General features: G+C 69.2%; 23 protein-coding genes. 19 read left to right on the forward strand and 4 right to left on the reverse strand.

Features of this window, described 5'->3' with window-relative positions:
• Positions 1-49: 49 nt before the first annotated feature.
• The 13 genes from murD (at position 50) to ileS (ending at position 15603) form a co-directional block, all read left to right on the forward strand.
• The gene (murD, locus tag ACFQ9K_RS28745) at positions 50-1486 is read left to right on the forward strand and encodes a UDP-N-acetylmuramoyl-L-alanine--D-glutamate ligase (protein ID WP_378723682.1); all 1437 of its coding nucleotides are present in this window, start codon (positions 50-52) and stop codon (positions 1484-1486) included.
• Positions 1483-2928: a putative lipid II flippase FtsW gene (gene ftsW / locus ACFQ9K_RS28750; RefSeq protein WP_378723681.1), complete on the forward strand. Its 1446-nt coding sequence runs from the start codon at positions 1483-1485 to the stop codon at positions 2926-2928. The genes murD and ftsW overlap by 4 nt, the downstream gene beginning before the upstream one ends.
• Positions 2925-4025, forward strand: a complete 1101-nt coding sequence (gene murG, locus ACFQ9K_RS28755) for an undecaprenyldiphospho-muramoylpentapeptide beta-N-acetylglucosaminyltransferase (protein WP_378723680.1) — start codon at positions 2925-2927, stop codon at positions 4023-4025. The genes ftsW and murG overlap by 4 nt, the downstream gene beginning before the upstream one ends.
• A gap of 43 nt (positions 4026-4068) precedes the next feature.
• On the forward strand, positions 4069-5508 hold the full coding sequence (gene murC, locus ACFQ9K_RS28760; RefSeq protein WP_378723691.1) for a UDP-N-acetylmuramate--L-alanine ligase: 1440 nt from the start codon (positions 4069-4071) through the stop codon (positions 5506-5508).
• Positions 5509-5512: 4 nt separating this feature from the next.
• On the forward strand, positions 5513-6262 hold the full coding sequence (locus tag ACFQ9K_RS28765) for a cell division protein FtsQ/DivIB (protein ID WP_378723678.1): 750 nt from the start codon (positions 5513-5515) through the stop codon (positions 6260-6262).
• Positions 6263-6669: 407 nt separating this feature from the next.
• The gene (ftsZ, locus tag ACFQ9K_RS28770) at positions 6670-7905 is read left to right on the forward strand and encodes a cell division protein FtsZ (RefSeq protein WP_378723677.1); all 1236 of its coding nucleotides are present in this window, start codon (positions 6670-6672) and stop codon (positions 7903-7905) included.
• A gap of 195 nt (positions 7906-8100) precedes the next feature.
• Positions 8101-8826 carry a peptidoglycan editing factor PgeF gene (pgeF, locus tag ACFQ9K_RS28775; RefSeq protein ID WP_378726395.1) on the forward strand — a complete coding sequence of 242 codons (726 nt, stop codon included), beginning with the start codon at positions 8101-8103 and terminating at the stop codon, positions 8824-8826.
• Positions 8826-9608 carry a YggS family pyridoxal phosphate-dependent enzyme gene (locus tag ACFQ9K_RS28780; RefSeq protein ID WP_378726397.1) on the forward strand — a complete coding sequence of 261 codons (783 nt, stop codon included), beginning with the start codon at positions 8826-8828 and terminating at the stop codon, positions 9606-9608. Before pgeF ends, ACFQ9K_RS28780 begins: the two co-directional genes overlap by 1 nt.
• Before the next feature lie 187 nt (positions 9609-9795).
• Positions 9796-10599 carry a cell division protein SepF gene (locus ACFQ9K_RS28785; protein WP_378726399.1) on the forward strand — a complete coding sequence of 268 codons (804 nt, stop codon included), beginning with the start codon at positions 9796-9798 and terminating at the stop codon, positions 10597-10599.
• Positions 10600-10688: 89 nt separating this feature from the next.
• Entirely contained in the window at positions 10689-10991 is a 303-nt protein-coding gene (locus ACFQ9K_RS28790) for a YggT family protein (protein ID WP_150406567.1), read from the forward strand.
• 68 nt (positions 10992-11059) lie between these two features.
• Entirely contained in the window at positions 11060-11917 is an 858-nt protein-coding gene (locus ACFQ9K_RS28795; protein WP_150406568.1) for a DivIVA domain-containing protein, read from the forward strand.
• Positions 11918-12000: 83 nt separating this feature from the next.
• Positions 12001-12204 carry a hypothetical protein gene (locus ACFQ9K_RS28800; RefSeq protein WP_150406569.1) on the forward strand — a complete coding sequence of 68 codons (204 nt, stop codon included), beginning with the start codon at positions 12001-12003 and terminating at the stop codon, positions 12202-12204.
• Between the two features lie 267 nt (positions 12205-12471).
• Entirely contained in the window at positions 12472-15603 is a 3132-nt protein-coding gene (ileS, locus tag ACFQ9K_RS28805) for an isoleucine--tRNA ligase (protein WP_378726402.1), read from the forward strand.
• 45 nt (positions 15604-15648) lie between these two features.
• Here the strand turns inward: ileS and ACFQ9K_RS28810 are convergent, their stop codons facing one another.
• Both ACFQ9K_RS28810 and ACFQ9K_RS28815 read right to left on the reverse strand, forming a co-directional pair.
• On the reverse strand, positions 15649-15807 hold the full coding sequence (locus ACFQ9K_RS28810) for a hypothetical protein (protein WP_378722073.1): 159 nt from the start codon (positions 15805-15807) through the stop codon (positions 15649-15651).
• Complete coding sequence (locus ACFQ9K_RS28815) at positions 15807-16223, reverse strand: ester cyclase (protein ID WP_378722074.1); 417 nt, start codon at positions 16221-16223, stop codon at positions 15807-15809. Before ACFQ9K_RS28815 ends, ACFQ9K_RS28810 begins: the two co-directional genes overlap by 1 nt.
• Positions 16224-16265: 42 nt before the next feature.
• Between ACFQ9K_RS28815 and ACFQ9K_RS28820 the strand changes: the two genes are divergently transcribed.
• Both ACFQ9K_RS28820 and ACFQ9K_RS28825 read left to right on the forward strand, forming a co-directional pair.
• Positions 16266-16913, forward strand: coding sequence for a TetR/AcrR family transcriptional regulator (locus ACFQ9K_RS28820; RefSeq protein ID WP_378722075.1), 648 nt, complete (start codon positions 16266-16268; stop codon positions 16911-16913).
• Between the two features lie 310 nt (positions 16914-17223).
• Positions 17224-17727: an NlpC/P60 family protein gene (locus ACFQ9K_RS28825; protein ID WP_378722076.1), complete on the forward strand. Its 504-nt coding sequence runs from the start codon at positions 17224-17226 to the stop codon at positions 17725-17727.
• Here ACFQ9K_RS28825 and ACFQ9K_RS28830 read toward each other — a convergent pair.
• Positions 17724-18608, reverse strand: coding sequence for a UTP--glucose-1-phosphate uridylyltransferase (locus ACFQ9K_RS28830; RefSeq protein WP_378722077.1), 885 nt, complete (start codon positions 18606-18608; stop codon positions 17724-17726). The two genes, ACFQ9K_RS28825 and ACFQ9K_RS28830, sit on opposite strands and share 4 nt — an antisense overlap.
• A 256-nt stretch (positions 18609-18864) precedes the next feature.
• Between ACFQ9K_RS28830 and ACFQ9K_RS28835 the strand changes: the two genes are divergently transcribed.
• The 4 genes from ACFQ9K_RS28835 (at position 18865) to ACFQ9K_RS28850 (ending at position 24913) form a co-directional block, all read left to right on the forward strand.
• Positions 18865-19197, forward strand: coding sequence for a transcriptional regulator (locus ACFQ9K_RS28835; protein WP_378722078.1), 333 nt, complete (start codon positions 18865-18867; stop codon positions 19195-19197).
• 236 nt (positions 19198-19433) lie between these two features.
• Positions 19434-20750, forward strand: a complete 1317-nt coding sequence (locus tag ACFQ9K_RS28840; protein ID WP_378722095.1) for a DNA polymerase IV — start codon at positions 19434-19436, stop codon at positions 20748-20750.
• 195 nt (positions 20751-20945) lie between these two features.
• The gene (locus ACFQ9K_RS28845; RefSeq protein WP_378722079.1) at positions 20946-21446 is read left to right on the forward strand and encodes a hypothetical protein; all 501 of its coding nucleotides are present in this window, start codon (positions 20946-20948) and stop codon (positions 21444-21446) included.
• A gap of 158 nt (positions 21447-21604) precedes the next feature.
• Positions 21605-24913, forward strand: a complete 3309-nt coding sequence (locus tag ACFQ9K_RS28850; protein ID WP_378983828.1) for an arabinosyltransferase domain-containing protein — start codon at positions 21605-21607, stop codon at positions 24911-24913.
• 13 nt (positions 24914-24926) lie between these two features.
• On the opposite strand, the gene rarD is transcribed toward ACFQ9K_RS28850, so the two are convergent.
• Entirely contained in the window at positions 24927-25847 is a 921-nt protein-coding gene (rarD, locus tag ACFQ9K_RS28855) for an EamA family transporter RarD (protein WP_378722081.1), read from the reverse strand.
• Positions 25848-25876 lie beyond the last annotated feature (29 nt).

The following is a 25876-nucleotide window of genomic DNA, read 5'->3' on the forward strand; positions in this document are numbered from 1 at the left end:
ACTAGCGATGGTCGAACATTCTCCGCGGGCCCTGCGATCACCTGGGCCCATGCTCGAATTCCTGCGTGGCCGTGACGTTCTCGTCGCGGGCTGGGGCATATCGGGGCGCTCGCTGATCGAGCCCCTGCGCGATATCGGCGCGCGCCCGGTGGTCACCGACGGCGGTGCCGCGGCGCTGGCCGAGGCGGCCGGGCTCGGCTTGGACATCGCCACCTGCGTGGAGCTGGAAACCACGGACTGGAGCCGGTTCGCGCTGGTGATCACCAGCCCGGGCTGGCGGCCGGACTCGCCGGTGCTCGCCGCGGCGGTGGCCGAGGGCACGCCGGTGTGGGGTGACGTCGAATTCGCCTGGTGGGTCGATCAAGCCAGGATCTACGGACCCGTGCGCAAGTGGCTGGTGATCACCGGAACCAACGGCAAGACCACCACCACCCAGATGACGCACGCCATCCTGCGCGCCGCGGGCATCCCGAGTGTCGCGTGCGGCAACATCGGCCTGCCGATCCTGGACGCGTTGCGGCGCAACCCGGGACCGCAGGTGCTCGCGGTCGAGCTGTCCTCGTTCCAGCTGCACTGGGCGCCGTCGGTGCGCCCGGAGGCGGGCGTGGTGCTCAATGTGGCCGAGGATCATCTGGATTGGCACGGCGGCCTGGACGCGTACGCCGCCGCGAAGGCGCGGGCGCTGGTCGGCCGGGTCGGCGTGGTCGGGCTCGACGATCCGGTCGCGGCCTCGCTGGCCCGCCGGTCGAAGGCCCGGCGCACGGTCGGCTTCCGGATCGGCGTGCCCGCCGACGGCGAGCTCGGCGTGGTGGACGGCAAGCTGCTCGATCGCGCGTTCACCAAGGCCGCGATCCTGGCCGAGGTCGGCGACATCAGCCCGCCCGGACCGGCGGGCGTCGCGGACGCCCTCGCCGCGTCCGCGCTGACCAGGGCCATCGACGTGGCGCCGCAGTTCATCCGCGAGGGACTGATCGAGCACAAGGTCGGCCCGCACCGATCCGCGTTCGTGCGCGAGGTCGGCGGCGTCGACTTCATCGACGACTCCAAGGCGACCAACCCGCACGCCGCGCGCACCGCGATCCTGGCGCACCCGCAGGTGGTCTGGGTGGCCGGCGGACAGCTCAAGGGCGCGCAGATCGACGACCTGATCGAAGAGGTCGCCGAGCGGCTGGTCGCGGTGGTGCTGATCGGCGCCGACGCACCGGTATTCGCGGCCGCGTTGGCGCGACACGCGCCTGAGGTCCCGGTCATCGAGCTGATCGCGGGAGACGATGCAGGGATGGGTGACGCGTCGAAAGACAAGGCCGACGTCGTCATGGCGCGCGCCGTACAGGCCGCGGCCGGGTACGCCCGCCGCGGCGACGCCGTACTGCTCGCCCCCGCGGCGGCCTCGCTGGACATGTTCGCCGATTACACGCACCGGGGCCGCAGCTTCGCGGCCGCGGTGCACGCACTGGAAGACGGTGACGTCGGGCGGACGCTATGACGGAAACGACGCGGCGGCGTAAGGAACTACCCGGAGCCGGCGCCAGGTTCGTGGCCTGGCTGGCGCGGCCGCTCGCGTCGTTTCACCTGGTCGTCACCATCGCCACCCTGCTCACCGTGCTGGGGCTGGTGATGGTGCTGTCCGCGTCCAGCGTCGAGGCGTATGCCGATGGGGGATCGGCGTATTCGCTGTTCATCCAGCAGGCGATGTTCGCCGCGATCGGCACCGTGCTGTTCTATCTGGCGCTGCGGATTCCGCTGCGCCGGTTGCGGCAGTGGTCGTTCCCGCTGTTCGTGCTGTCCGTGCTCGGGCTGGTGCTGGTGTTGATTCCCGGCATCGGCTCCAAGGTGCAGGGCGCGCGGCGCTGGATCGATCTCGGCCTGTTCAACGTGCAGCCGTCGGAGATCGTCAAGGTCACCCTGGTGGTGTGGGGCGCGCACCTGCTGGCATCGCGCCGCTCGGAGCACGCCGGGCTGAAAGACATTCTGATGCCGCTGGTTCCGGCCGGTCTGCTGGTGTGTCTGCTCGTCGTGGTGGAGCCGAACCTGTCCACCACCATCGCGCTGGGCATCGTGCTCGCCGCGCTGCTCTGGTTCGGCGGGCTGCCGCTGCGGTTGTTCGTCACGGTCTCGGTGTCCGGCATGATCGCGGCGGCGGTGCTCGCCCTGTCGGCCGGTTACCGGTCCGACCGCATGCGCGCGTTCTTCAACCCGGGCGACGACCCGCAGGGCATCGGTTATCAAGCCCGCCAAGCGCTCTACTCGCTGGCCGACGGCGGGATCTGGGGCCGCGGCCTCGGGCAGAGCCGGGCCAAGTGGAGCTACCTGCCCAACTCGCACAACGACTTCATCTTCGCCATCATCGGCGAGGAACTCGGCTTTCTCGGCTGCGCCCTGGTGCTCGGACTGTTCGCGCTGTTCGTCTACACCGGCATCCGGATCGCCAGCCGCTCGGTCGATCCGTTCCTGCGGTTGCTGACCGCGACCGCGACCACCTGGATCACCGGGCAGGCGCTGATCAACATCGGTTACGTGGTCGGCCTGCTGCCGGTCACCGGATTGCAGCTGCCGCTGGTGTCGGCGGGCGGTTCGTCGCTGGCCATCACGCTGTTCATGTTCGGCATCATCGCCAACGCGGCCAGGCACGAACCGGAGGCCGTCTCCGCGCTGCACGCCGGGCAAGACGGTAGGTTCAGTAGGTTGCTGCGGCTGCCCAAGCCGGAGGTGTATTCGCCGGCGCGGGCCAGTGCCGCACGGGCGAAATCCGCGCAGCGCAAGGCGCAACGGCCGGGCAGACCAGCCCTGCCCGCGCGGCGTCCGCAGCCGGAGCCGGGGCGACGGCGCTCGCCGGAGAGCCGCGGCACCAGCTCGCTGCGCGCCACCAGAGCGTGGGAGCCCAGCTACCCGGTCAACCACACAAGAGAACGAGGAAAATCTAGGTGATCTCGGTAATCGTCGCAGGCGGCGGCACGGCGGGCCATATCGAACCCGCCCTCGCGGTGGCGGATGCGCTGCGGCGGCTCGACGATTCGATCCGGGTGACGGCGCTGGGCACCGAACGCGGATTGGAGACCCGGCTGGTTCCCGAGCGCGGCTATCCGCTCGAACTCATCCCGCCGGTTCCGTTGCCGCGCAAGCCCACCGCGGACCTGCTGCGGCTGCCCGGCCGGGTGCGGGCCTCGGTCGCGCGGACCAGGGCGGTGATCGACGCGGTCGAGGCCGACGTGATCGTCGGCTTCGGCGGATACGTCGCGCTGCCCGCCTATCTCGCCGCGGGCCGGGGGCTGTTGCGCCGCAGGCGCACCGTGCCGGTGGTGGTGCACGAGGCCAACGCCAAGGCCGGGATCGCGAACAAGGTCGGCGCCCGCCGCGCCGCGCGAGTGCTTGCCGCGGTACCGGATTCGGGCTTGGCCGGGGCGCAGGTGGTCGGGATTCCGGTGCGCGCCTCGATCACCACCCTGGACCGGGCCGCGCTACGCGCCGAGGCGCGCGCGCACTTCGGCCTGCCCGCCGAGGGACCGGTGCTGCTGGTGTTCGGCGGCTCGCAGGGCGCGCGCAGCCTGAACGACGCGGTGTCCGGCGCCGCACCGCAACTCGCCGCGGCGGGTATCTCGGTGCTGCACGCGCACGGACCGAAGAACACGCTCGAGGTCACCGAGAGTGGTGCGGGCGCACCGTATGTCGCGGTGCCGTATCTTTCCCGGATGGATCTCGCCTACGCCGCCGCCGACGCGGTGGTCTGCCGGTCGGGCGCGATGACCGTCGCCGAGGTGTCGGCGGTCGGCCTGCCCGCCTTCTACGTGCCGCTGGCCCACGGCAACGGCGAACAGGAACTCAATGCCAGGCCCGTCGTCCGCCAGGGCGGCGGCAGGATTGTCCCGGATTCGGAGCTGACGCCGAAATACGTGATCGATGAGGTGATTCCGCTGCTCATGGACTCCGCACGGCTGATCGAGATGGGTCGCGCCGCGGCCGGCGCCGGGCACCGCGACGCCGCCGACGCGGTGGCGCGGATCGTGCTGGAGGTCGTAGGTGGCTGACGACGATCTCTCCGCTCTGCCGCCCTCGCTGGAGCGAGTGCACATGGTCGGCATCGGCGGGGCAGGCATGTCCGGCATCGCCCGGATCCTGCTGTCCCGCGGCGGCGCCGTGTCCGGCTCGGACGCCAAGGAGAGCCGCGGCGTGCTCGCGCTGCGGGCCCGCGGCGCGCAGGTGCGCATCGGCCACGACGCCAGCGCGCTCGACCTGCTGCCCGGCGGCCCGACCGTGGTGGTCACCACCTACGCGGCCATCCCGAAGACCAATCCCGAACTGGTGGAGGCGAAACGGCGCGACATCCCGGTGCTGCTGCGCCCGGCCGTGCTCGCCTCGCTGATGCAGGGGCACCGCACGCTGCTGGTGTCGGGCACGCACGGCAAGACCTCCACCACCTCGATGCTGATCGTGTCGTTGCAGCACTGCGGCTTCGACCCGTCCTTCGCGGTCGGCGGCGAGCTGAACGAGGCGGGCACCAACGCCCATCACGGCACCGGGGACATCTTCGTCGCCGAGGCCGACGAGAGCGACGGCTCCCTTCTGCAATACGACCCGGACGTCGCGGTGGTCACCAACATCGAGTCCGATCACCTGGACTATTTCGGCACCGACGAGGCCTACGTCCAGGTCTTCGACGACTTCGCCGACCGGCTGGCCGAGGGCGGCCTGCTGGTGGTCTGCCTGGACGACCCTGGTTCCCGCGCGCTGGCCGAGCGGGTGGGGGAGAAGCTGGCCGCCAAGAACATTCGGGTGCTGGGTTACGGCTCCGGTGAACTGGCCGACGCGCCGGTGCCGGTCGGCGTGCGGCTGCACAGCTGGGAGCCGCGCGACGTCGGCGGCATCGCCCAGTTCCAGCTCGACGACGAGGCCGCGCCGCGCACCCTGCGGTTGTCCGTGCCGGGCCGGCACATGGCGTTGAACGCGCTGGCCGCGCTGCTGGCCGCGCGGGCGACCGGGGCCGACGTGGACGAGATCATCCAGGGCCTGGCGGGTTTCGGCGGTGTGCACCGCCGGTTCCAGTTCGCCGGCCGGGAGAACGGCGTGCGCGTCTTCGACGACTACGCCCACCATCCGACCGAGGTGCGCGCCGTGCTCGGCGCCGCCGCCGAGCTGGTGCAGCAGGAGGCGCGCGACGGCGCCCGCTCGCGCCAGGGCCGGGTGATCGTGGTCTTCCAACCGCATCTCTACAGCCGCACCGCGACGTTCGCCGCGGACTTCGGCGCCGCGCTGAGCCTGGCCGACGAGGTGGTCGTGCTCGACGTGTACGGCGCGCGGGAGAAGCCGCTGCCCGGCGTGAACGGCGCGCTGGTCGCCCAGTCGGTCACCAAACCCGTGCACTACCAGCCGGATATGTCGCGGGTCGGCCGTCAGGTGGCCAAGCTCGCGCTGCCCGGCGACGTGGTGATCACCATGGGCGCCGGCGACGTGACCATGCTCGGCAGCCAGATCCTCGACGGTTTACGGGCGCGTCCACAGTACGGGCGGTGAGGCCGTGACCCAGCGATCGAGGCGCGGTGCCGGGTCGGTGCGCGAGCAGGGCGTCGGCGCGGCGCGCTCGGCCGGTGCGCGGCTGAGCCCGAACGGGTGGCGGCGGGTCCGGCTGTGGGGATTGCTGGGCGTGTGCGTCCTTGCGGTCTTCGGTGCGGTCGCCTGGTTCACCCCGGTGCTCTCGGTGCGTACCGTGGACGTCGACGGTGCGGTCGCGGTGCCCGAACAGCAGGTGCGCGACCTCCTCGAAATCCCTTCCGGCCGGTCGATGTTGCGCATCGACACGACCGCGATCGCCCGGCGTGTCGCGAGTATCCCGAAGGTGCGCACGGCCCGGGTGCAGCGGGTGTTCCCGTCCACCGTGCGGGTGACCGTCGTCGAACGAGCCCCGGTGCTGTTCTTCGACAGTCCGCAGGGCGCGCATCTTCTCGACGCGGAGAGCGTGGAATTCGCGATCGAGGACGCGCCGATCGGCGTGCCCAAGCTGATCACCGATCATCCGGCCAGTGACGCGCCGGTGACCAGGGCCGCGGTCGGGGTGCTGACCGCGCTGCCGCCCGCGCTCGCCGTTCAGGTGGACGAGGTTGCGGCACGGTCAATTTCGGATATTTCGCTGAATCTGAAGGACGGGCGCACGGTACTCTGGGGCGGCATGAACGACGCCGCACGCAAGTCGGCGGTCGTGCTCCCGCTGCTGACCCGCCCCGGAACGGTGTTCGATGTGTCGAGTCCCAACCTGGTCACGGTAAAGTGAGCGATACCCATTGCGCCCGCGTCGAATTGCAGTGTTCGGCGGGTGGCGTTCGCCGATCCGGAAGGGTCGCGCGAGCTGCCGCTTCCGGGCCTGACGCTCACGGCACCGGCCCTCGCGCCGGGAACCGAGCGCCGAGGGGCAACCGTTCACCATACGTCGTGCGGCGCTGCGAGACGAGAGGGATCACACAAGATTCTGTCTCTTGTTTCGGCGCGCCTGCGCGCGTATTGCGGCGGCGACGAATAGCGTTCCGCAGCAGTCGGATACTTGACATAACGCTAACCCTATGGTTGAGGTTTAGGGTTTGCCCGAGTGGCGGTTCGCTGAGTGAAGCCGCTCAGGCGAATACGGCGGAGTGTCTCGAATCCGAAAACGACAGGCTTTAGATCGAAGGAAGGCGAGAGCCCATGACGCCCCCGCACAACTACCTTGCCGTGATCAAGGTCGTCGGTATCGGCGGCGGCGGTGTGAATGCCGTCAACCGGATGATCGAACAGGGCCTCAAAGGTGTCGAGTTCATCGCGGTCAACACCGACGCGCAGGCGCTGCTGATGAGCGATGCCGACGTCAAGCTCGACGTCGGCCGTGAACTCACCCGTGGCCTCGGCGCCGGCGCCGACCCCGAGGTCGGCCGACGGGCCGCCGAGGACCACAAGGACGAGATCGAAGAGGTGCTCAAGGGCGCCGACATGGTCTTCGTCACCGCGGGCGAGGGCGGTGGCACCGGCACCGGTGGCGCCCCGGTCGTCGCCCAGATCGCGCGCAAGCTCGGCGCGTTGACCATCGGCGTGGTCACCCGCCCGTTCTCCTTCGAGGGCAAGCGGCGCGGCGGCCAGGCCGAGACCGGCATCGGTCAGCTGCGCGAGTCCTGCGACACGCTCATCGTGATCCCGAACGACCGGCTGTTACAGCTCGGCGACGCGGCGGTCAGCCTGATGGACGCGTTCCGCTCGGCGGACGAGGTGCTGCTCAACGGTGTCCAGGGCATCACCGACCTGATCACCACCCCCGGTCTGATCAATGTCGACTTCGCCGACGTCAAGAGCGTGATGTCCGGCGCGGGCAGCGCGCTGATGGGCATCGGCTCGGCGCGCGGCGAGGGCCGTTCGGTGAAAGCCGCCGAGTCGGCGATCAATTCGCCGCTGCTCGAGGCATCGATGGACGGCGCGCACGGCGTGCTGCTGTCCATCGCGGGCGGATCCGACCTCGGCCTATTCGAGATCAACGAGGCCGCGTCGCTGGTCCAGGAGGCCGCGCACATCGAGGCCAACATCATCTTCGGCACGGTGATCGACGACTCGCTCGGCGACGAAGTGCGCGTCACCGTGATCGCCGCGGGTTTTGACGGGGGAGGTCCCGCCCGGCGGACCTTCGAGAACCCGAGCCGGAGCACCATCGGAGCGGCCCGCGCCGGCGAGATCGGCCAGAGCCGTCCCACCGAGGTGGCCGCCCGCAGCACCGACATCGCGGCCGCGTCCGCGAGCTCGACCTCGTCGACCCGCGGCGCCGTCCCGAGCTACCGGGACAGCGAGAAGGCGCGGATGGCCGACCCGACCGTGGCGAACAACGCACGGACACACATCGCGCCGCCGGACGATGATGATGACGACGACGTCGATGTCCCGTCGTTCATGCGACGGTGACGCCCAGACGGCGTGCAGAACAAGCTGAACCGCGAAGGCCCTGATCCACTGAGGATCAGGGCCTTCGCGGCCTCCAGGTGCGGGAGATCAGAGGTAGTGCGGCTGACGTGCTGACCGGCGGGGGTGCGGGGGAGTGCGTTGTAGTCCGCTGGCGGCGGGTCGTCGGGGGTGCTGAGCGCTACTAGGCTCGGTGGCATGACTTCTGCCCCTACGCTGACCGTTCGACGAGTGACGACGACTAGGGCGGGTGGGTTTTCGGCGCCGCCTTATGAGTCGTTCAATCTTGGGGATCACGTGGGGGACGACCCGGCGACGGTGCGGCGCAACCGGGATCGGCTGGCCGAGGGGATCGGGCTCACGCCGGATCGGCTGGTCTGGATGGAACAGATCCACGGACGCAATGTCGAAATCATCGACGGCCCACGGGATGCGCCGGTGCCTGCCACCGACGCCCTCGTGACCAAGGTGCCCGGCCTGGCGTTGGTGGTGCTGACCGCCGACTGCGTGCCGGTCCTGCTGTCCGACGACCAGGCCGGCGTCATCGCCGCCGTGCACGCCGGACGGATCGGCGCGCGGATCGGGATCGTGCCGAAGGTGCTCGAGGCGATGGTGTCCATCGGCGCGAGCGTCGACCGCATCGGTGCGTTCCTCGGCCCGGCCGCCTCGGGGCGGCAATACGAGGTGCCCGCCGCGATGCGCGCCGACGTCGAAAAGCACCTGCCGGGTAGCGCTTCGACCACCGTGCGCAAGACGCCCTCGCTCGACCTGCGCGCCGGCATCGCCAGGCAGCTCATCGAGGCAGGCGTCAACGGCGTCGCCATCGACCCGCGCTGCACCATCGAGGACCGCACCCTGTTCAGCCATCGCCGCGGCGCGCCCACCGGACGGCTCGGCAGCGTGATCTGGTCGGAGGTGCGCTGATGAGCGGCTCGGAAGCCGTTGCGGCGCAGGTCGACGCGCGCACCGCGGAGCTGGCCACCAACCTGTCCGCGCTGCTGCAACGGGTCGACGCGGCCTGTCTCGCGGCGCGGCGCGCCCCGGACTCGGTGCGGCTGCTCCCGGTGACGAAATTCTTCCCGGCGAGCGATGTGGCGATCCTGTATCGGCTCGGCCGCCGCGAGTTCGGCGAATCGCGCGAGCAGGAGGCCACGGCAAAGGTGGCAGAACTGCCAACTTTGGTCGGCGGGGGCGCCGAACGTGACGAAGGACTCCCGGATGTGCAGTGGCACATGATCGGCCGTCTGCAACGCAACAAGGCTCGGGTCGTCGCGCGCTGGGCACACACCGTGCACTCGGTCGACAGCGAACGGCTGGCAACGGCTCTGGCCACGGGCGCGCAGACCGCGCTGGACGCGGGGGAGCGGACCGACCCGGTGCGCGTCCTGTTGCAGGTGAGCCTGGATGACGACCCCTCGCGCGGCGGTGTCGCTTCGGCCGAATTGGCCCGCCTCGCCGCACACGTTGCGGGGTCCAAGGCATTACGACTGTCCGGTCTGATGGCCATTCCGCCCCTGGGGGCTGAGTCTGATGCGGCATTTGCGCGACTTGCGACTTTGCACACGATGCTGCTCGCCGAGCATCCCGGCGCGACAGAACTTTCCGCAGGAATGTCGGGCGATCTGGAATCTGCCATCCAACACGGCTCCACCTGTGTGCGTGTCGGTACCGCCTTGATGGGCGCTCGACCGATAACCTCGGCGTAGCAAAGAAACCTCATCAGTCACATTCGACACATATGCTTGAGACAGACGAGGGCTGAGCAAGACTTCAACACCCGGCCGCCACCGGGGCCGAAGGAAGGTCGACCAATATGAGCGAGCGCAGCGAGCGAGTTCTCGACGCAGCCACCATCGTGGTCATGACTGCGCCGAGCGTCAGCGAGGCCAAGTCATGAGCACGCTGCATAAGTTCAAGGCGTACTTCGGCATGGTCCCTCTCGAAGACTACGAAGACGACTATGTCGATGATCGCGCCCCGCGGGGGAGCGACGATCGCGTCGCACGCCGGCCTCGGCCCCGTGACTACCCGGACGGCTACGGTGCCGACCGGTACGCCGAAGACCGTTACGGCGCCGGCCATTACGCCGCCGACGGCTTCGACCGGGAGGACGCCGACTACCCGGAACCTGCCTACAAGTCGCCGTACAAGGCCGGCTACCCGGTCTCGCGCCGCGAGGAGTACGCGGACGAGCCCTACGGCGAGGACCGCTACGACTCGCCGCGCAGGCCGACCCGGATCGAGACCGCGCCGTCCTCCGGCCGGTTCCGGGGCAGCGGCAGCCTGCCACCGCTGCGGGGTGCCACCCGCGGTGCGCTCGCCGTCGATCCCGACGCCGAGGAGCGTCGGCTCGAGGAGCGCGTGCGCCCCGAACCGGCACCCGCGCGCAGGCCGGGGATCTTCGAGGACGGAGGCCCCTTGTCCAAGATCACGACACTGCGCCCGCGCGACTACAGCGAGGCCAGGATCATCGGCGAGCGGTTCCGCGAGGGCAACCCGGTGATCATGGACCTGGTCGATCTCAGCAACGCCGATGCCAAGCGCCTGGTCGACTTCGCCGCCGGACTCGCGTTCGCGCTGCGTGGCTCGTTCGACAAGGTTGCTACGAAGGTGTTCCTCCTCTCACCGGCCGACGTCGACGTATCAGCCGAAGAACGCCGTCGCATCGCCGAAACCGGCTTCTACAACCAGAAATAAGGTCGTGATCTGGGGGGTGTTGCAGACCGGTCGCAGGTGGTGCGGCGCGGTCATTTTGCGCAAAGCGGATTTTGCGGCAGAGTGAGCTCGTGGCCTTGTTCGCGGTGCTGTACTTCGTACTGTTCATCTTCTGGCTGTTGCTGATCAGCCGGGTGATCGTCGAGTTCATCCGAAGCTTCGCTCGTGACTGGCGTCCCACCGGTGTCGTGGTCATCATCCTCGAGATGATCTTCACGATCACCGACCCTCCGGTGAAACTCCTGAGGCGGTTGATACCACCGGTGTCACTGGGAGGAATTCGCCTGGATCTGTCGATTATGGTCCTGCTTTTCATCGTCTTCATCTTGATGTCGATCGTGGGCAGGCTCGGGCAGCCGGTAGCCCCGGTGTGACAGAATGGGCCGTGAAGTAGCTTGCTAGATCTGCTAGATCTCCAAAAGACGCGTGAAGGGATCCTTCCATGCCGCTGACTCCAGCCGATGTGCACAACGTCGCGTTCAGCAAACCGCCGATCGGGAAGCGCGGCTACAACGAGGATGAAGTCGACGCCTTCCTGGATCTCGTCGAGCAGGAACTCTCGCGTCTGATCGAGGAGAACGCCGACCTGCGTCAGCGGGTCGCCGAGCTCGACGCGGAACTGGCCGATGCCAAGAAGAATCGCGGCCCTGTCGGCCCGAACAACGTGAAACCGCCTGTACAGCAGGCCCCTCCGCCCCCGCCGGAGCCGATCAAGCCGCCGGTGCAGCAGGCCCCGCCTGCCCCGATGCCCGCCCCGCCCGCCCCGAAGGAGGCGCCGAGCGCGGATGCGAACCTGCAGGCCGCCAAGGTGCTCAGCCTCGCCCAGGAAATGGCCGACCGGCTGACCAGTGACGCGAAGGTCGAGGCGGAAAACCTGCTCTCGAACGCCCGGGCAAACTCCGAGCGTCTGGTCGGCGATGCCCGCACCCGCTCCGAGGCGATGATCGCCGACGCGCGCCAGAAGGCCGACGCGATGCTCTCGGACGCGCAGTCCCGTTCGGACAACCAGCTGCGCCAGGCCAAGGAAAAGGCCGACGCCCTGCAGGCCGACGCCGAGCGCAAGCACACCGAGATCATGGCCACCATCACCCAGCAGCGCAGCGTGCTGGAGAGCCGGATCGAGCAGCTCAAGACCTTCGAGCGGGAGTACCGGGTGCGGCTGAAGTCCTACCTGGAATCGCAGCTCGAGGAGCTGGAGAACCGCGGCTCGGCGGTCCCGGTCGACGGTGGCGAGGCGTTCGCCGATGCCAACACGGCCAACAACCTGCAGCCTGCCTCGTTCGCCAAGGGTGGCAAGTAAGCGGCTCACGCCGAGCACACACCCGCAGTTCGTACAATTAGAGGAACTGTCGTCGAGCCGCCTGGCATGCGTTGGGGGTTTCCATGCTCGTGTTGACGCTCGTTCTTGCCGCCGTCGGCTTCGCGCTACTGGTCGCCGCGCTCACCACCGGATCGGTGATCTGGGCGTGGGGTTGCATCCTGGTGTGCGTACTCGGTGCGGTGCTCCTGCTGGTCAGCGCCTTGTCTATGGGTAAGCCGGACGAAGATTCGACTCCGCCGCCGCCGGGCCGCCACGCGAAACGCTAGGCGGGCCGTAAACAGGTTTGACCGCACTGGCTAGAATCAAACATGAACATGGTGTCGATCCGGCCATCACCGGGGAGCCTTCGGAAGAACAGCACCCGCTGCCCGTGCGGCGGTGCCCAGTAGAACCGAACGGGTGAGCCCGTCACAGCTCTCAACGAGAGGTCCGGCTGCTCTGGCCGGGCAAGCGGGGTGGTACCGCGGTTTCGGCGCACCGGCGCCGGCATCGTCCCCGTGCCAACGGAAACGGCACGAGGAGACGCATCCGCGATGGCGGACCAAACTTCCAGCAACAGCGGCTACCCGAGGGTCGACCTCGGTGCCGGAGCGACGTTCCCCGAGATGGAACGCCGCGTGCTAGACGCATGGGCGGCCGCCGACACCTTCCGCGCGAGCATCGAAAACCGTTCCGGGGCAGCGGAGTTCGTCTTCTACGATGGACCGCCGTTTGCGAACGGGCTGCCGCATTACGGACATTTGCTCACCGGATACGTCAAAGATCTCGTCCCGCGTTTCCAGACGATGCGCGGCAAGCGCGTCGACCGGCGTTTCGGCTGGGATTGTCACGGATTGCCCGCGGAACTCGAGGCGGAAAAACAGCTCGGTATCACGGACAAATCACAGATCGAAGCAATGGGCCTCGCCGAATTCAACGCGGCCACTAAATCTTCCGTGCTCCGCTACACCGGTGAATGGCGCGATTACGTGACGCGTCAGGCCCGCTGGGTCGACTTCGACAACGACTACAAGACGCTCGATCTCGACTTCATGGAGTCGGTGATGTGGGCGTTCAAGTCGCTGCACGAGAAGGGTTTGATCTACCAGGGTTTCCGGGTGCTGCCCTACAGCTGGTACGAGCAGACGCCGTTGTCCAATCAGGAAACCCGGCTCGACGACGCGTACAAGATGCGCCAGGATCCGGCGGTCACCGTGGACATGCCGCTGCGCGTGCCCGCCGACCATCCGCTGCACGCGCTCGACGGCGCCAACGCGTTGATCTGGACCACCACCCCGTGGACCCTGCCGTCCAACCTGGCCATCGCCGTGCACCCCGACGTGCGCTACGTGCACCTGCGCGGCGCCGACGGCAAGCGTTATCTGCTGGCCGCCGAACGCGTGTCGCACTACACCCGCGAATTCGGCGAAGAGCCGGAGGTGCTCGGCGAGTACGACGGCGCGGCGCTGACCGACCTGGCCTACGACCCGCCGTTCGACTTCTTCGTCGGCCATCCGCGCGCGCACCGCGTGCTGAACGCCGACTACGTGACCACCGACTCCGGCACCGGAATCGTGCACCTCGCACCGGCATTCGGTGAGGAGGACATGGATGTCGCCACGGCCAACGGCATCGAGATCGTGCAACCGCTCGATCAGGGCGGCAAGTTCACCTCGATGGTGCCGCCGTACGAGGGCCTGATGGTGTTCGACGCCAATCCGGTGATCATCAAGGACCTCAAGGCCGCCGGAAAGCTGTTGCGGCACGAGACGATCGAGCACTCCTACCCGCACAGCTGGCGCTCCGGCCAGCCGTTGATCTACATGGCGGTGCCGTCCTGGTTCGTCGCGGTCACCACCTTCCGCGACCGGATGGTCGAGCTGAACCAGCAGATCTCCTGGGTGCCCGAGCACATGAAGGACGGCCAGTTCGGCAAGTGGCTGGCGGGCGCGCGGGACTGGAACATCAGCCGTAACCGCTACTGGGGCAGCCCGATCCCGGTGTGGGTGTCCGACGATCCGGCCTACCCGCGCACCGACGTCTACGGCTCGCTCGACGAGCTGGAGCGCGACTTCGGCGTGCGCCCGACCGATCTGCACCGGCCGATGATCGACCAGCTGACCCGCCCGAATCCCGATGACCCGACGGGTAACTCGACCATGCGCCGGGTGCCCGAGGTGCTCGACTGCTGGTTCGAGTCGGGCTCGATGCCGTTCGCCCAGGTGCACTATCCGTTCGAGAACACCGAGTGGTTCGACAGTCACTTCCCCGGCGACTTCATCGTCGAGTACAACGGGCAGACCCGCGGCTGGTTCTACAACCTGCACGTGCTCTCGACCGCGCTGTTCGACAGTCCGGCGTTCAAAACCGTTGTCGCGCACGGCATCGTGCTCGGCGACGACGGGCTGAAGATGAGCAAGTCCAAGGGCAACTATCCGAACGTCAACGAGGTGTTCGACCGGGACGGCTCGGACGCGATGCGCTGGTTCCTGATGAGCTCGCCGATCCTGCGCGGCGGCAACCTCATCGTCACCGAGCGCGGCATCCGCGAGGGCGTCAGCCATGCGCTGCGGCCGCTGTGGAACGCGTGGACCTTCTTGCAGCTGTACGCCTCGAAACCCGGTACCTGGCGCACGGATTCGCCGCACGTGCTCGATCGCTACATCCTGGCCAAGCTCGCGCAGACCAGGGACAGCATGACCGAGGCGTTCGAGACCTACGACATCGCCGGCGCCTGCGATGAGCTGCGCGGGTTCGCCGACGCGCTGACCAATTGGTATGTGCGCCGGTCGCGTTCGCGGTTCTGGAGCGAGGAGCCGGATGCGGTGGACACGCTGCACACGGTGCTCGAGGTGGTCACCCGGTTGGCCGCGCCGCTGCTTCCGCTGATCACCGAGGTGATCTGGCGCGGGCTCACCGGCGGCCAGTCGGTGCACCTGACCGACTGGCCGAAAGACGGTGAGCTGCCCGCCGATCCGGAGCTGGTCGCCGCCATGGACGAGGCCAGGGTGGTCTGCTCGACGGTGCTGAGCCTGCGCAAGGCGCAGAACCTGCGGGTGCGGCTGCCGCTGGCCGAGGTCACCATCGCCGCGGCCGACGCCGAGCGGTTGGCGCCGTACGCCGACATCATCGCCGACGAGGTGAACGTCAAGAAGGTGGACCTGACCACCGACGTCGCCGTGCACGGCCGCTTCGAGCTGGTGGTGAACGCCCGTGCCGCCGGTCCGCGCCTCGGCAAGCAGGTGCAGACGGTGATCAAGGCGGTCAAGGCCGGCGAATGGTCCGAGGACGCCGACGGCGTCGTCACCGCCGCCGGAATCGCCCTGCTCCCCGAGGAATACACCCAGCGCCTGGTCGCCGCCGAACCCGAGTCCACCGCTGCGCTGCCCGGCAATGCCGGTCTGGTGGTGCTGAACTCGGTGGTGACCGAGGAACTGGAGGCCGAGGGCTGGGCCCGCGACCTCATCCGTGACCTCCAGGAGACCCGGAAGTCGTTGGGGCTGGACGTATCCGACCGGATCACCGTGGTGCTCGAGGTGCCCGCGGATCGGGCCGGGTGGGCCGAGACCCACCGCGACCTGATCGCGGGCGAGGTGCTCGCCACCAGCCTCACCCTCGGCGCCGCGGGCGCGGACGCCGCCGACCTGGTCGGGGGAGTGCGCGCCGAGGTCACCAAGGCCGGATAGTTCGACACCGCGCGGGCGGGACCGGTTCCGGTCCCGCCCGCGCCGTCATCCCCTGCCCCGCACCGCGCCCGGCTGCGGCTGCCCGCCGGTCGCCGAACTCCCCAGCGACGGTTGCCAATACGCGTCGACGCCGGCCTGTCGCCGATCGCGCCGTTCGTAACGTTCCGCCGCGACCCCGCGCTTGGCCGCTTTGTACGCGCCCATCAGGCCGGCGCCATCAGCTGCTGCATGATCGCGGCGGTATCCAGCCAGACGTTCTCCCGGCTGATCTTGTTGTCCCTGACCTCGCACACGTGCAGGATGCGGAAGCTGATCTGCCGGTTGTTGCCGGGCATGCCGAGCAGCATGCCGTGCGCCCGGCCATGCCACACGGATTCGTCGACGAAGAAGTCCGCGCCGTAGTACCGGTGCACGCTCTCCATCTTGTCCTCGCTGATCGCGTCGAACAGCTCGCGGTAGCGCTGGGCGATCGCGTCCGGCTCGCGCAGGGTCCCCTGTGGATCGCCGACCGCGTCGTGCTCGACCTCGTCGGCCAGCGTCGCCATGATCGCGTCGACATCGTTGGCCGCCTCGGCCGCACAGTGCCGCTCGAACAGCTCGTCCATTTCTTCTCTGGTCATCGCACGCCCTCCGGAATAGTGAGATTCTGCTATCGTGGTGAGATGACTTTCTCACGGCGAGACGAGATTCTCAATAGCGGTCGAGCGGCGAATCAGAAGATGCGGACCAGGGAGGCCTTGATCGACGCCGCGCTCGAGCTCGCCCGCAACGGTCACTCGCCGTCGATCGCCGAGGTCGCCGAGGCCGCGAAGGTTTCCACCGCCACGGCCTATCGGTACTTCCCGAATCCGCAGTCGCTGTGGTCGGACCTGGCCACCCGGCAGGCCGGGTTCACCGGTGGCTTCCCCGACCTGCTGAGCGACCTGCCCGGGGACGTGGAGGACCGCATCGAGCGGGTGGTGCGCGAGTGCTGCGCCTTCCAGTTCGCCGACGAGGTGGTCTGGCGCGGCGTGCTGCGGGCGACCCTCGATCGCTGGTTCGGTCAGGTGGATGTCCCTGAGGCGGAACGGGTTCCGGTGCGCGGGGTGACCCGGCTGGAAATGGCGCGGGTCGCGCTGGCGCCGCTGCGGGACACGCTCTCGGCCGAGCGGTTCGAGCGGCTGGTGAATGCCGTCGTGCTGGTGTTCGGCGTCGAGGCGCTGGTGTCCACGCGCGACACCAGCGGGCTCGATCCGGAGGCGGCCACCGAGACGATGTGCTGGGCGGCCCGCGCGCTGGTTCGGGCCGCGATCGCCGAATCGGCGGCGTGACGGCGCGTCACGCGGGGCCTTTCGCGTGTCGGTCAGGCATGTGAGTCAGATCACATGCTAGAAATTTGCTGAAGTATTGTTGCAGGTCCGAGGCTCGCGGCAGAATCGGAGCTGGTGCTGCTGTTGCAGAGAGGTACTTCTGGGGCGGCAGTGAGTTCGTGGATTGTCCTACCTGAAACGCGCTGTGTCCGGCGTCGCCGCGTCGGCCGCGGCAACTGCGGCTCCGCCGGGATGACGCCGCTCGACCCGGGCGTCCGCCGGGACCGCCGGATGGCGACCCGCTCGCCGGGCCGCCGGAAGGGACGAGCACGTGAACAGAAAACCCTTGCGTCGCATCGCTTTCGGATTCCTCCTAGCCACCGCCGCGACGCTCATCCTGGCCGGACCCGGCTGGTCGGACACCGGGAGCGGGACCGGCAGCGCCGAATCCCTGTCCGCCTCCGGTTCCGCCGCGATTCCACTGCCCAGCACGCACGGGGTAGGTGCGCTGGCCGCCGCGGTGTCGCAGACCGGAAAGCCCTACGAGTGGGGCGGCACCGGCCCGTTCACCTGGGACTGCTCCGGCCTGGTCCAGTGGGCGTTCCGGCAGGTCGGGGTCAACATCCCGCGCACGACGTGGGAACAGGCCAGGGCAGGCGCACCCGTCCCGTTCTTCGCCCTCTCACCCGGCGACGTGGTGGTGCTGAACACCGACGGCTCGCACGTCGGCATCTATGCCGGCTTCGGCCAGATCTTCAACGCCTACGACTGGGGCGTTCCGGTCGGCCTCAGCCCGCTGCGCCAGTTCGACATCTACGCCATCCGCCGCTTCTAGCGGGTCTCCTCGACCAGGCTGCGCAGCAGCGGGGCGTACGTCGGATTGGCCAGCGCCGAGGCGAACTGGGCGACCAGGTAGTCGGCCGGGTTGCCGGTGTCGTACCAGCTGCCGCGGATCACCTGGCCGAAGACCGGGTTCTCGGCGGCGTGCACGTTGATCGCGTCGGTCAGGTAGACCTCGCCGGAGCGGTGCTCGTACCAGGCCCTGGTCTGGCTGCGCAGCTCGTCGATGATGCCGGGCGTGACCACGTAACCGCCGATCGCGGCGAAGTCCGACGGCGCGTCCTCGGGCTTGGGCTTCTCCCGCAGGCCGGTGATCCGCAGCAGGCCGTTGCCCTGGTCGTCGGCGACCACCGGCACGCCGTAGCGCTGCGACTCGGCCGGGTCCATCGGCATCAGCGCGAGCACCGGGGCGCCGGTCGCCTCGTAGGCGTCGATCAGCTGCTGCGCGCGCGGCACCTCGGCGACGAACACGTCGTCGGGCCACAGCACCAGCATCGGCTCGTCGCCCAGATTGCGGGCCGCGTTCAGCACCGGGGTGCCGTTGCCGTACGGGCCGTGCTGGTCGAGGTAGGTGATGTGGCCGAGCCGGGACAGGTCGCCGACCTCCTCGACCGCGTCGGCGTAGGCCGTCTTCCCGTCCGCGCGTAGCTGCGCCACCAGGGCCGGGTTGGGCCGGAAGTGGTCCTGGATCAACGATTTTCCGCTGCTGACCACGATGGTGATGTCGGTGATGCCCGACGCGACCAGTTCGCGGACGGTGTGTTCGATGACCGGCTTGTCGCCGACCGGCAGCATCTCCTTCGGGATGGCCTTGGTCAGCGGGAGGAGCCGGGAACCGATACCGGCGGCCGGGATCACGGCCTTGCGGATCTTCATAGGTCCGATCATCACATACGAAGCTGGGCGGTAAGGCCGGTCCCCGTGCTTCGTCAGCTGTTTACCGACACCGTGTAGTGCGCCGGCGCGGGCGATATCTGCCCAGGTCGTAGGCCGGTCGACCGCTCGCGGCCGGGCCGAGGGCGGGCGGGCGCCGACTGTTGATCTCTACAGGAAATCAACAGCTAGTGCGCAGGCACCGCCCAGCGTCGGGACCTGCCGGGATCTGTCGGTGGCCGGGCGTAGATTTCGGTTCGTGCGTACAGACAAGGCCACCGTCGCCGGGATCCGAGAGCAGCTTCAGCCGCTGGACGTGCGGGCCGGGGCGATGTTCGGCGAGGGGGGCCGGTACTGCGACGACAAGCTGGTCGCCGACGATCGGCTGTTCGTCGAACCCACCGCCGTGGCCACCCGCCGCGCCGACGAATCCCGGCCGGCGGCACCGTATCCCGGCGCCGAGGACTACTACCGGGTGGCTGCGGTGCGACCGGCGGATACGGCCTGGCTGGGCGAGTACGTGCGGCGCACCGCCGAGGTGCGGCGGGCGCGGATATCCGAGCCCAGGAAATCCCCGGCGAAACCCCGGTGAGCGGGCAGCATCCGCCGCTGCGCACGGACCCGCGCCGCGCGGTGACCGCCGGCGGGCCGGATCCCGAGCGCGCCGACCCGCCGAGTGTCGACGCGCCGAGCGACGCATCTGGGGACGGGCCGGACCCCGTGCGCACCGGTGCGCCCGGCGCCGCGACCGCCGCATCCCTCGGGGCACCGGCGCTCGTGCGTGCCGACGCGCAGAGCACCGCCCGGCGCTGGGTGCTGCACATTGATATGGACGCGTTCTTCGCCTCGGTCGAGCAGCTGACCCGGCCCACCCTGCGCGGGCGACCGGTGCTCGTCGGCGGCACCGGCGGGCGCGGCGTGGTCGCGGGGGCGAGTTATGAGGCGCGGGTGTACGGCGCGCGTTCGGCCATGCCGATGCATCAGGCGCGCAGGCTGGTCGGCGTCACCGCGGTGGTGGTGCCGCCGCGCGGTGTCGTCTACGGGGTGCTGAGCGGGCAGGTGTTCGACACGCTCCGCAGCCGGATCCCGGTGCTGGAGACGCTGTCGTTCGACGAGGCCTTCGGCGAGCCCACCGAACTGGCCGGCGCGACCGTGGCACAGGTGCAGCAGTTCTGCGAAGACCTGCGCGCGGCCGTGCGCGAACGCACCGGCCTGACCGCCTCGGTCGGCGCCGGCACCGGCAAGCAGCTCGCCAAGATCGCCTCCGGTCTCGCCAAACCCGATGGGATACGGGTGGTTTCGGCGGTCGAGCAGCCGCAGATGCTGGCCGCGCTGCCGGTCCGGAAGCTGTGGGGGATCGGCCCGGTGGCCGAGCACAAGCTGCGCTCGCTCGGCATCGAGACGGTCGGCGCGTTCGCCGCGCTGCCCGAATCCGAGGCCATGTCGATCCTGGGCAGCAGCGTCGGCGCCGCGCTGCACCGGCTGGCCCGCGGCATCGACGACCGGCCGGTCGCCGAACGCAACGAGGCCAAACAGATCAGCGCCGAAACCACCTACGAGACCGACATCGTCACCCTGGCCCAGCTGCGCCCCGCCATCGAGAAGATGGCCGCGGCCGCGCATCGCCGCCTGGTCAAGGACGGCCGCGCGGCCCGGACCGTCGTGCTCAAGCTGCGCAAGTCCGACATGAGCATCGTGACCCGCTCCTTCACCCTGCCCTACGCCACCGAGGATCTGATCACGCTGACCACCGCCGCCCAGCGCTCGGCGATCGACCCGACCGAGCTCGGCCCGATCCGGCTGGTCGGCGTCGGCTACGGCGGATTGTCCACGGTGCGACAGGAATCCCTGTTTCCCGAACTGGATCAGGCGCCGATCGCCGAGGAGTGGGAGAGCGCGGCCGAGGCCGAGCCGGATGCGGCACCGGTGGCCGCGCCGCTCGCGAGCGCGCAGGCCGGACCGCTCTGGCATCCCGGCCTGGACGTCGAACACGCCGAGTTCGGCCACGGCTGGGTGCAGGGCGGCGGCTACGGCGTGGTGACCGTGCGATTCGAGACCCGTTCGACCGGCCCCGGTCCCGCGCGCACCTTCCCCGCCGACGATCCGAGCCTGACCAGAGCCGATCCGCTGAACAGTCTCCGGTGAGCACGCGGGCGAACGGCTCGACATCGCCGAGCGCACCGGCTACGTTCGCTGCCGACGACATCAGTCAGTCCCGTGTGGGTCCACTCGGTAGTCCTCGGTGCCGGTAGCCTGGGAGCTCGTGCAGCGCCGCCGGTCGGGTGGAGGCTGCCATTGGTGGACATGACACGGACCTACTCGAACGCAAAGGACGAGCAGTTGAAGCTTCGTAAGACTGGACGCATCGCGATCGCCGGCCTGGCCGTGGTTGCCGCGCTGGGGATGACCGCGTGTGGCAGCGACGACAAGGACAAGCCCGCCGCCAAGACGACGACCAGCGCCAAGGCGTCGGCGTCGGCGAGCGCCGCGAACCTGCCGCCGGTCCCGACCGTCGCGGAGCTGAACACCGCCCTGAGCCGCGCGCTCGACCCGACGGTTCCGGCCTCGGAGAAGCTCGACGGTGTGCAGGGTGCCGAGGCCGACCCGACGCTGCCGGATCGCCTGTCCCAGGCGGCCAAGGGCGCGGACGTGAAGATCGAGGTCACCGACGTCTCCAGCTTCGGTGACAGCGTCAACGCCAAGGCCAAGTTCACCGTGAACGGCCAGGAGAACATCGTCGACGTGCCGTTCGTCGCGGACAACGGCAAGTGGAAGATCCAGAAGTCCTGGGCCTGCGCCATGCTGACCAACCTGGGCCAGACCTCCACGGCCTGCGGCTAGATCGTGTCCGTCGTGGCCGGCTCCCCGGGAGCCGGCCACGGCAACGACCTATTTGTCCGGTACCGCACGGTGCCGAATACGCAGGCTGAGTTAGTGATTCGAGCGCTGATAGCTGGGACTCTGTGTCATCCGATGATTTCGCGCTAGCATCCACCGTCGTGACTGTCAGTGACGCCGTGCGTGAATCCGCTCAACCGCCGGCGCAGCAGGCGGACCAGCAGGACTCGGGCAAGCGTGGCGTAGCCTCCGGTCGACTCCGATTGCTGGCCATCGTCAGCGGGGTGCTCGCGCTCCTCGCCGCGGTATCGATCCCGTTCCTGCCGGTCGAGCAGGACCAATCCAGTGTGGCGTGGCCGCAGACGGCCGCGGTGACGTCGGTGACCTCGCCGCTGATCACCTACGCGCCGATGAGCCTCTCCGCGCAGATCCCGTGTGCCGCGTTCGGCACGCTCGCGGACACCGGCGGCGTTGTGGTGTCGACGATTCCGCGCCAGTCGCCCGATCTGGAGCGCTACGGGTTCGTGGTGAAGGTGGTCGCCGACGCGCCGGATCGGGCCGGCCGGGTCGACGTGGTGTCGCGCAACATGCTGCTGTGGTCCGCGCCGTTGAGCGCGGTCCGCGATTCCGGCTGTGCGGTCGATATCGAGATGAACACCGAGCGGACCACGGTGTCCGCGTCCGGTCTCGCGGATTCGGCCAAGGAGTTCGGCTCCGACATCCGCCCGCAGGTGGTCGGCGTGTTCAGCGAGCTGACCGGCGCCGCGCCGTCCGGCCTGCACGTGAATGTCCAAGTGGATTCCCGGTTTTCGTCCTCGCCGACGCTGCTGAAGCTGGCCGCGATGGTGCTGGCCGGGCTGGCCACCGCGGTCGCGCTGGTCGCGCTGTACCGCTTGGACAGTCTCGACGGCCGCAGGACCCGCAGATTCCTGCCGACCAGCTGGTGGCGGTTGCGCCCGGCGGACTACGTCGTGTTCGCGACGCTGCTGGTGTGGCATTTCATCGGCGCCAACACCTCCGACGACGGCTACATCCTCGGCATGGCACGGGCCTCCCAGAGTTCCGGCTTCATGTCGAACTACTACCGCTGGTTCAGTGTCGACGAGGGCCCGTTCTACACCCCGTACACCGACATGATCTCGTTGCTGACTCACGTGTCCTCGGCGAGTCCCTGGGTTCGGTTGCCCACCCTGCTGGTCGGCGTCTTCACCTGGTGGGTGATCAGCCGCGAGATCCTGCCCCGGCTCGGTGTGGTGTTGCGGGACAACCGGATTGTGGTGTGGACCAGTGCGCTGGTGTTCCTCGCGTTCTGGATGCCCTACGACAACGGCCTGCGCGCGGAACCCTTTGTGGCACTCGGCGTGGTGCTCACCTGGGCCTCGGTCGAACGGGCCATCGCCACCCGGCGGCTGCTGCCCTACGCGTTCGCGATCATCATCGCCGCGCTGACCCTGACCTGTGCGCCGTCGGGCCTGATCTGTCTCGGCGCGCTCGCGGCCGGCGCCCGCACGATGACCGCGGTGCTGGTGCAGCGGGCGAAGAACTCCGGATACCTCGCGCTGCTGTTGCCCGGACTCGCGGCCGGGGGCGTGGTGCTGACCGTCGTCTTCGCGGATCGGACCTTGGCGGGCGCCCGCGAAATGTTCTATGTGCACGGCCGGATCGGCCCCGGCGAGTCCTGGTTCTTCGAGTTCCTGCGCTATCAGTACCTGTTGCAGATCAACGCCGACGGCTGGCTGACCAGGCGGTTCGGCATGTTCATGCTGCTGCTCGGCCTGGCGGTCTGCGTGGTCACGATGCTGCGCCGGGGCGGGCGCATTCCGGGGACGGCGCTCGGGCCGGGGCGCAGGCTGGTCGGCATCACCGTCGCCGCGATGGTGCTGATGATGTTCTCGCCGACCAAGTGGACCCATCAGTTCGGCGTCTTCGCCGGCCTGGCCGCCTGCGTCGCGGCGCTCACCGCGGTCTCGATCAGCCCCGCGGTCATGCGCCCGCTGCGTAACCGGGCGCTGTTCGCCGCCGCCGTATTCTTCGCCATGGCACTGACTTTCGTCGGCGCCAACGGCTACTGGTACGTCTCGGCCTGGGGCATCCCGTGGTGGGACAAGCCGCCGACCTTCGTCGGCTTCGGCCTGTCGACCTTCGCCGCGGGGCTCTCGGTGCTCGCGCTGGCGATCGCCGCCTGGTTCCATATCCGGCCGCAGACCCAGCCGCGGCCGGCCTCGGTGCCCGGCCGGTTCGCGCGGGTGCCCCTGCTGGCCGTCGTCGCGGCCGCGATGGTGGCGTTCGAGGTGCTGTCGTTCGCGAAAGCCGCAGTGGCGCAGTATCCGTCGTACTCGCTCGCGCAGTCGAACCTGTCCGCGGCCACCGGCGGTGGCTGCGGCCTCGCCGACAAGGTGCTGATCGAAACCGATCCCAACGCGTCGGTGCTGAAGCCGCTGTCCGGTGACCCGGCGACCGCGCTCGCCGGTGCCGACTCGACCGGCTTCACCCCGAACGGCGTGGCCACCGATCTCACCTCCGATGAGGTCGAATCCACTACGGGCAAGGCGAATTCCGTCGCCAGCGCCGATTCCGACGACACCGCCGATCCGAAGGCCGGATCGAAATCGCCAGGGTCCGAGGCGGGTACGTCGGGGGTCGGGATCAACGGCAGCAATGTCCCGCTGCCGTTCGGCCTCGACCCGGCCACCACCCCGGTGCTCGGCAGCTACCACGACGGCGCGCAGGTGCCCGCCGAGCTGACCTCCGGCTGGTATCGACTTCCCGAGGACAGCAACGGAAGTCGCGGCCCGATCGTCTCGATCGCGGTGGCGGGCCGGATCCGGCACGTGGACAGCGACGGCATCGTGCATCCCGGTCAGGACCTGCGCGTCGAATACGGCCGCGCCGGATCCGACGGCACCGCAACCACTCTCGGCAGCGTCGACCCGATCGACATCGGGCCGTCGCCGTCCTGGCGCAACGTCCGCGTTCCGTTCGACCAGCTGCCCGGTGACGCGAATGTCGTCCGGATCGTGGCCAGCGACAAGGATCTCGGCAAGGACCAGTGGCTCGCGGTGACGCCGCCGCGCGTGCCGCAGACGAAAACCCTGACCGCCGTGGTCGGTTCGAAGACGCCGGTGCTGCTGGACTGGGAGGTCGTGCTGCACTTCCCCTGCCAGAACCTGGTGCCCACCCACGCGGGGGTCGGCGACCTGCCGGTCTACCGGATCCTGCCGGACCGCAACGGCGCCACCATCACCAACCTGTGGCAGGCGCACGACGGCGGCGGGCCGCTCGGCTGGACCCAAATGCTGTTCACCGCACGGACTCTGCCCACATACCTGGACAAGGACTGGGACCGCGACTGGGGCTCGATCGAGCAGTACCTGCCCCTCGACCCCAACGCGCGACCGGCCGAGGTGACCGTCGATCAGACCCAGCGCTGGGGCACCTGGACCCCGGGGCACATCAACACCGCCTGGTAGCCGGCGCGCGGAGCTACCCGCGTTCCGACCCCGCCGGCTCGGCGCTGCGCGCGTCGAGATGGGTACGCCGCGCACGCAACAGGGCGTGCGCGGTGAAGATGGCCAGCGCCGCCCAGATGAGCGCGAAACCGGCCCACCGGGAGGCGGGCATGGGTTCGTGGGCGATCGCGACGCCCCAGGCCATCTGGAGGGCCGGCGTGAGGTACTGCAACAGCCCCATGGTGGACAGTGGAACCCGTTGGGCGGCAACCGAGAACAGCAGCAGCGGAATCAGCGTGACCGGTCCGGTCGCCAGCATCAGCGCGGCATGTCCCGCGCTGGAACCGAATTCACTACGTCCGGTGACCGCCAGCCCGATCAGGAAGATCAGCGCGAACGGCGCCGCCACCACCCCCTCCGCGGCGATGCCGCGCAGCGCGTCCAGTGGAACCACCTTCTTCACCAGACCGTACGTGGCGAACGAGCAGGCCAGCACCAGCGCGATGACCGGCGGTCGCCCGTAGTCGACGGTGAGCACCGTCACCGCCGCGGCGCCGAGCCCCAACGCCGCCCACTGCGCCTTGGCCAGTCGCTCCCGGAAGATCAACACCCCGAACGCCACCGTGACGAGCGGGTTGATGAAGTACCCCAGCGCGCACTCCACCACGTGCCCCGAGATCACGCCGTAGACGTACACACCCCAGTTGAGCGCGATCGCCGCCGAGGCCACCGCCGCCAACCGCCAGGTCCGCGGGCCGATCCCGCGCAGCTCGCGCAGCCGCCCTGACACCAGCAGCACCGCGAGCACCACCAGCAACGTCCACAGGATCCGCTGCGCGACCACCTCGGCCGCCCCGGCGAACGCCAGCAACCCGAAGAACGCGGGGAACAAACCCCAGAGGAAGAACGCGCTCGTACCGAACGCAACACCCGGGATAGACCTGCTCCGCTGCACGCTTCCGACGCTACTTCTCCCGTAGCCTT

Origin of the sequence: Nocardia sp. NPDC056564 (assembly GCF_042793755.1) — a bacterium.
Classification (GTDB): domain Bacteria; phylum Actinomycetota; class Actinomycetes; order Mycobacteriales; family Mycobacteriaceae; genus Nocardia.

Excerpts from the sequence above, each read along its gene's own strand:
- murC (WP_378723691.1), top strand. The coding sequence starts at position 4,069 with ATGGTCGGCATCGGCGGGGCAGGCATGTCCGGCATCGCCCGGATCCTG.
- ACFQ9K_RS28840 (WP_378722095.1), top strand. The coding sequence starts at position 19,434 with ATGGACGCGTTCTTCGCCTCGGTCGAGCAGCTGACCCGGCCCACCCTG.
- ftsZ (WP_378723677.1), top strand. The coding sequence starts at position 6,670 with ATGACGCCCCCGCACAACTACCTTGCCGTGATCAAGGTCGTCGGTATC.
- ACFQ9K_RS28815 (WP_378722074.1), bottom strand. The coding sequence starts at position 16,223 with ATGACCAGAGAAGAAATGGACGAGCTGTTCGAGCGGCACTGTGCGGCC.
- pgeF (WP_378726395.1), top strand. The coding sequence starts at position 8,101 with ATGACTTCTGCCCCTACGCTGACCGTTCGACGAGTGACGACGACTAGG.
- ftsW (WP_378723681.1), top strand. The coding sequence starts at position 1,483 with ATGACGGAAACGACGCGGCGGCGTAAGGAACTACCCGGAGCCGGCGCC.
- ACFQ9K_RS28830 (WP_378722077.1), bottom strand. The coding sequence starts at position 18,608 with ATGAAGATCCGCAAGGCCGTGATCCCGGCCGCCGGTATCGGTTCCCGG.
- ACFQ9K_RS28780 (WP_378726397.1), top strand. The coding sequence starts at position 8,826 with ATGAGCGGCTCGGAAGCCGTTGCGGCGCAGGTCGACGCGCGCACCGCG.
- ACFQ9K_RS28810 (WP_378722073.1), bottom strand. The coding sequence starts at position 15,807 with ATGGGCGCGTACAAAGCGGCCAAGCGCGGGGTCGCGGCGGAACGTTAC.
- ACFQ9K_RS28785 (WP_378726399.1), top strand. The coding sequence starts at position 9,796 with ATGAGCACGCTGCATAAGTTCAAGGCGTACTTCGGCATGGTCCCTCTC.
- ACFQ9K_RS28800 (WP_150406569.1), top strand. The coding sequence starts at position 12,001 with ATGCTCGTGTTGACGCTCGTTCTTGCCGCCGTCGGCTTCGCGCTACTG.
- murD (WP_378723682.1), top strand. The coding sequence starts at position 50 with ATGCTCGAATTCCTGCGTGGCCGTGACGTTCTCGTCGCGGGCTGGGGC.
- ACFQ9K_RS28820 (WP_378722075.1), top strand. The coding sequence starts at position 16,266 with ATGACTTTCTCACGGCGAGACGAGATTCTCAATAGCGGTCGAGCGGCG.
- ACFQ9K_RS28795 (WP_150406568.1), top strand. The coding sequence starts at position 11,060 with ATGCCGCTGACTCCAGCCGATGTGCACAACGTCGCGTTCAGCAAACCG.
- ileS (WP_378726402.1), top strand. The coding sequence starts at position 12,472 with ATGGCGGACCAAACTTCCAGCAACAGCGGCTACCCGAGGGTCGACCTC.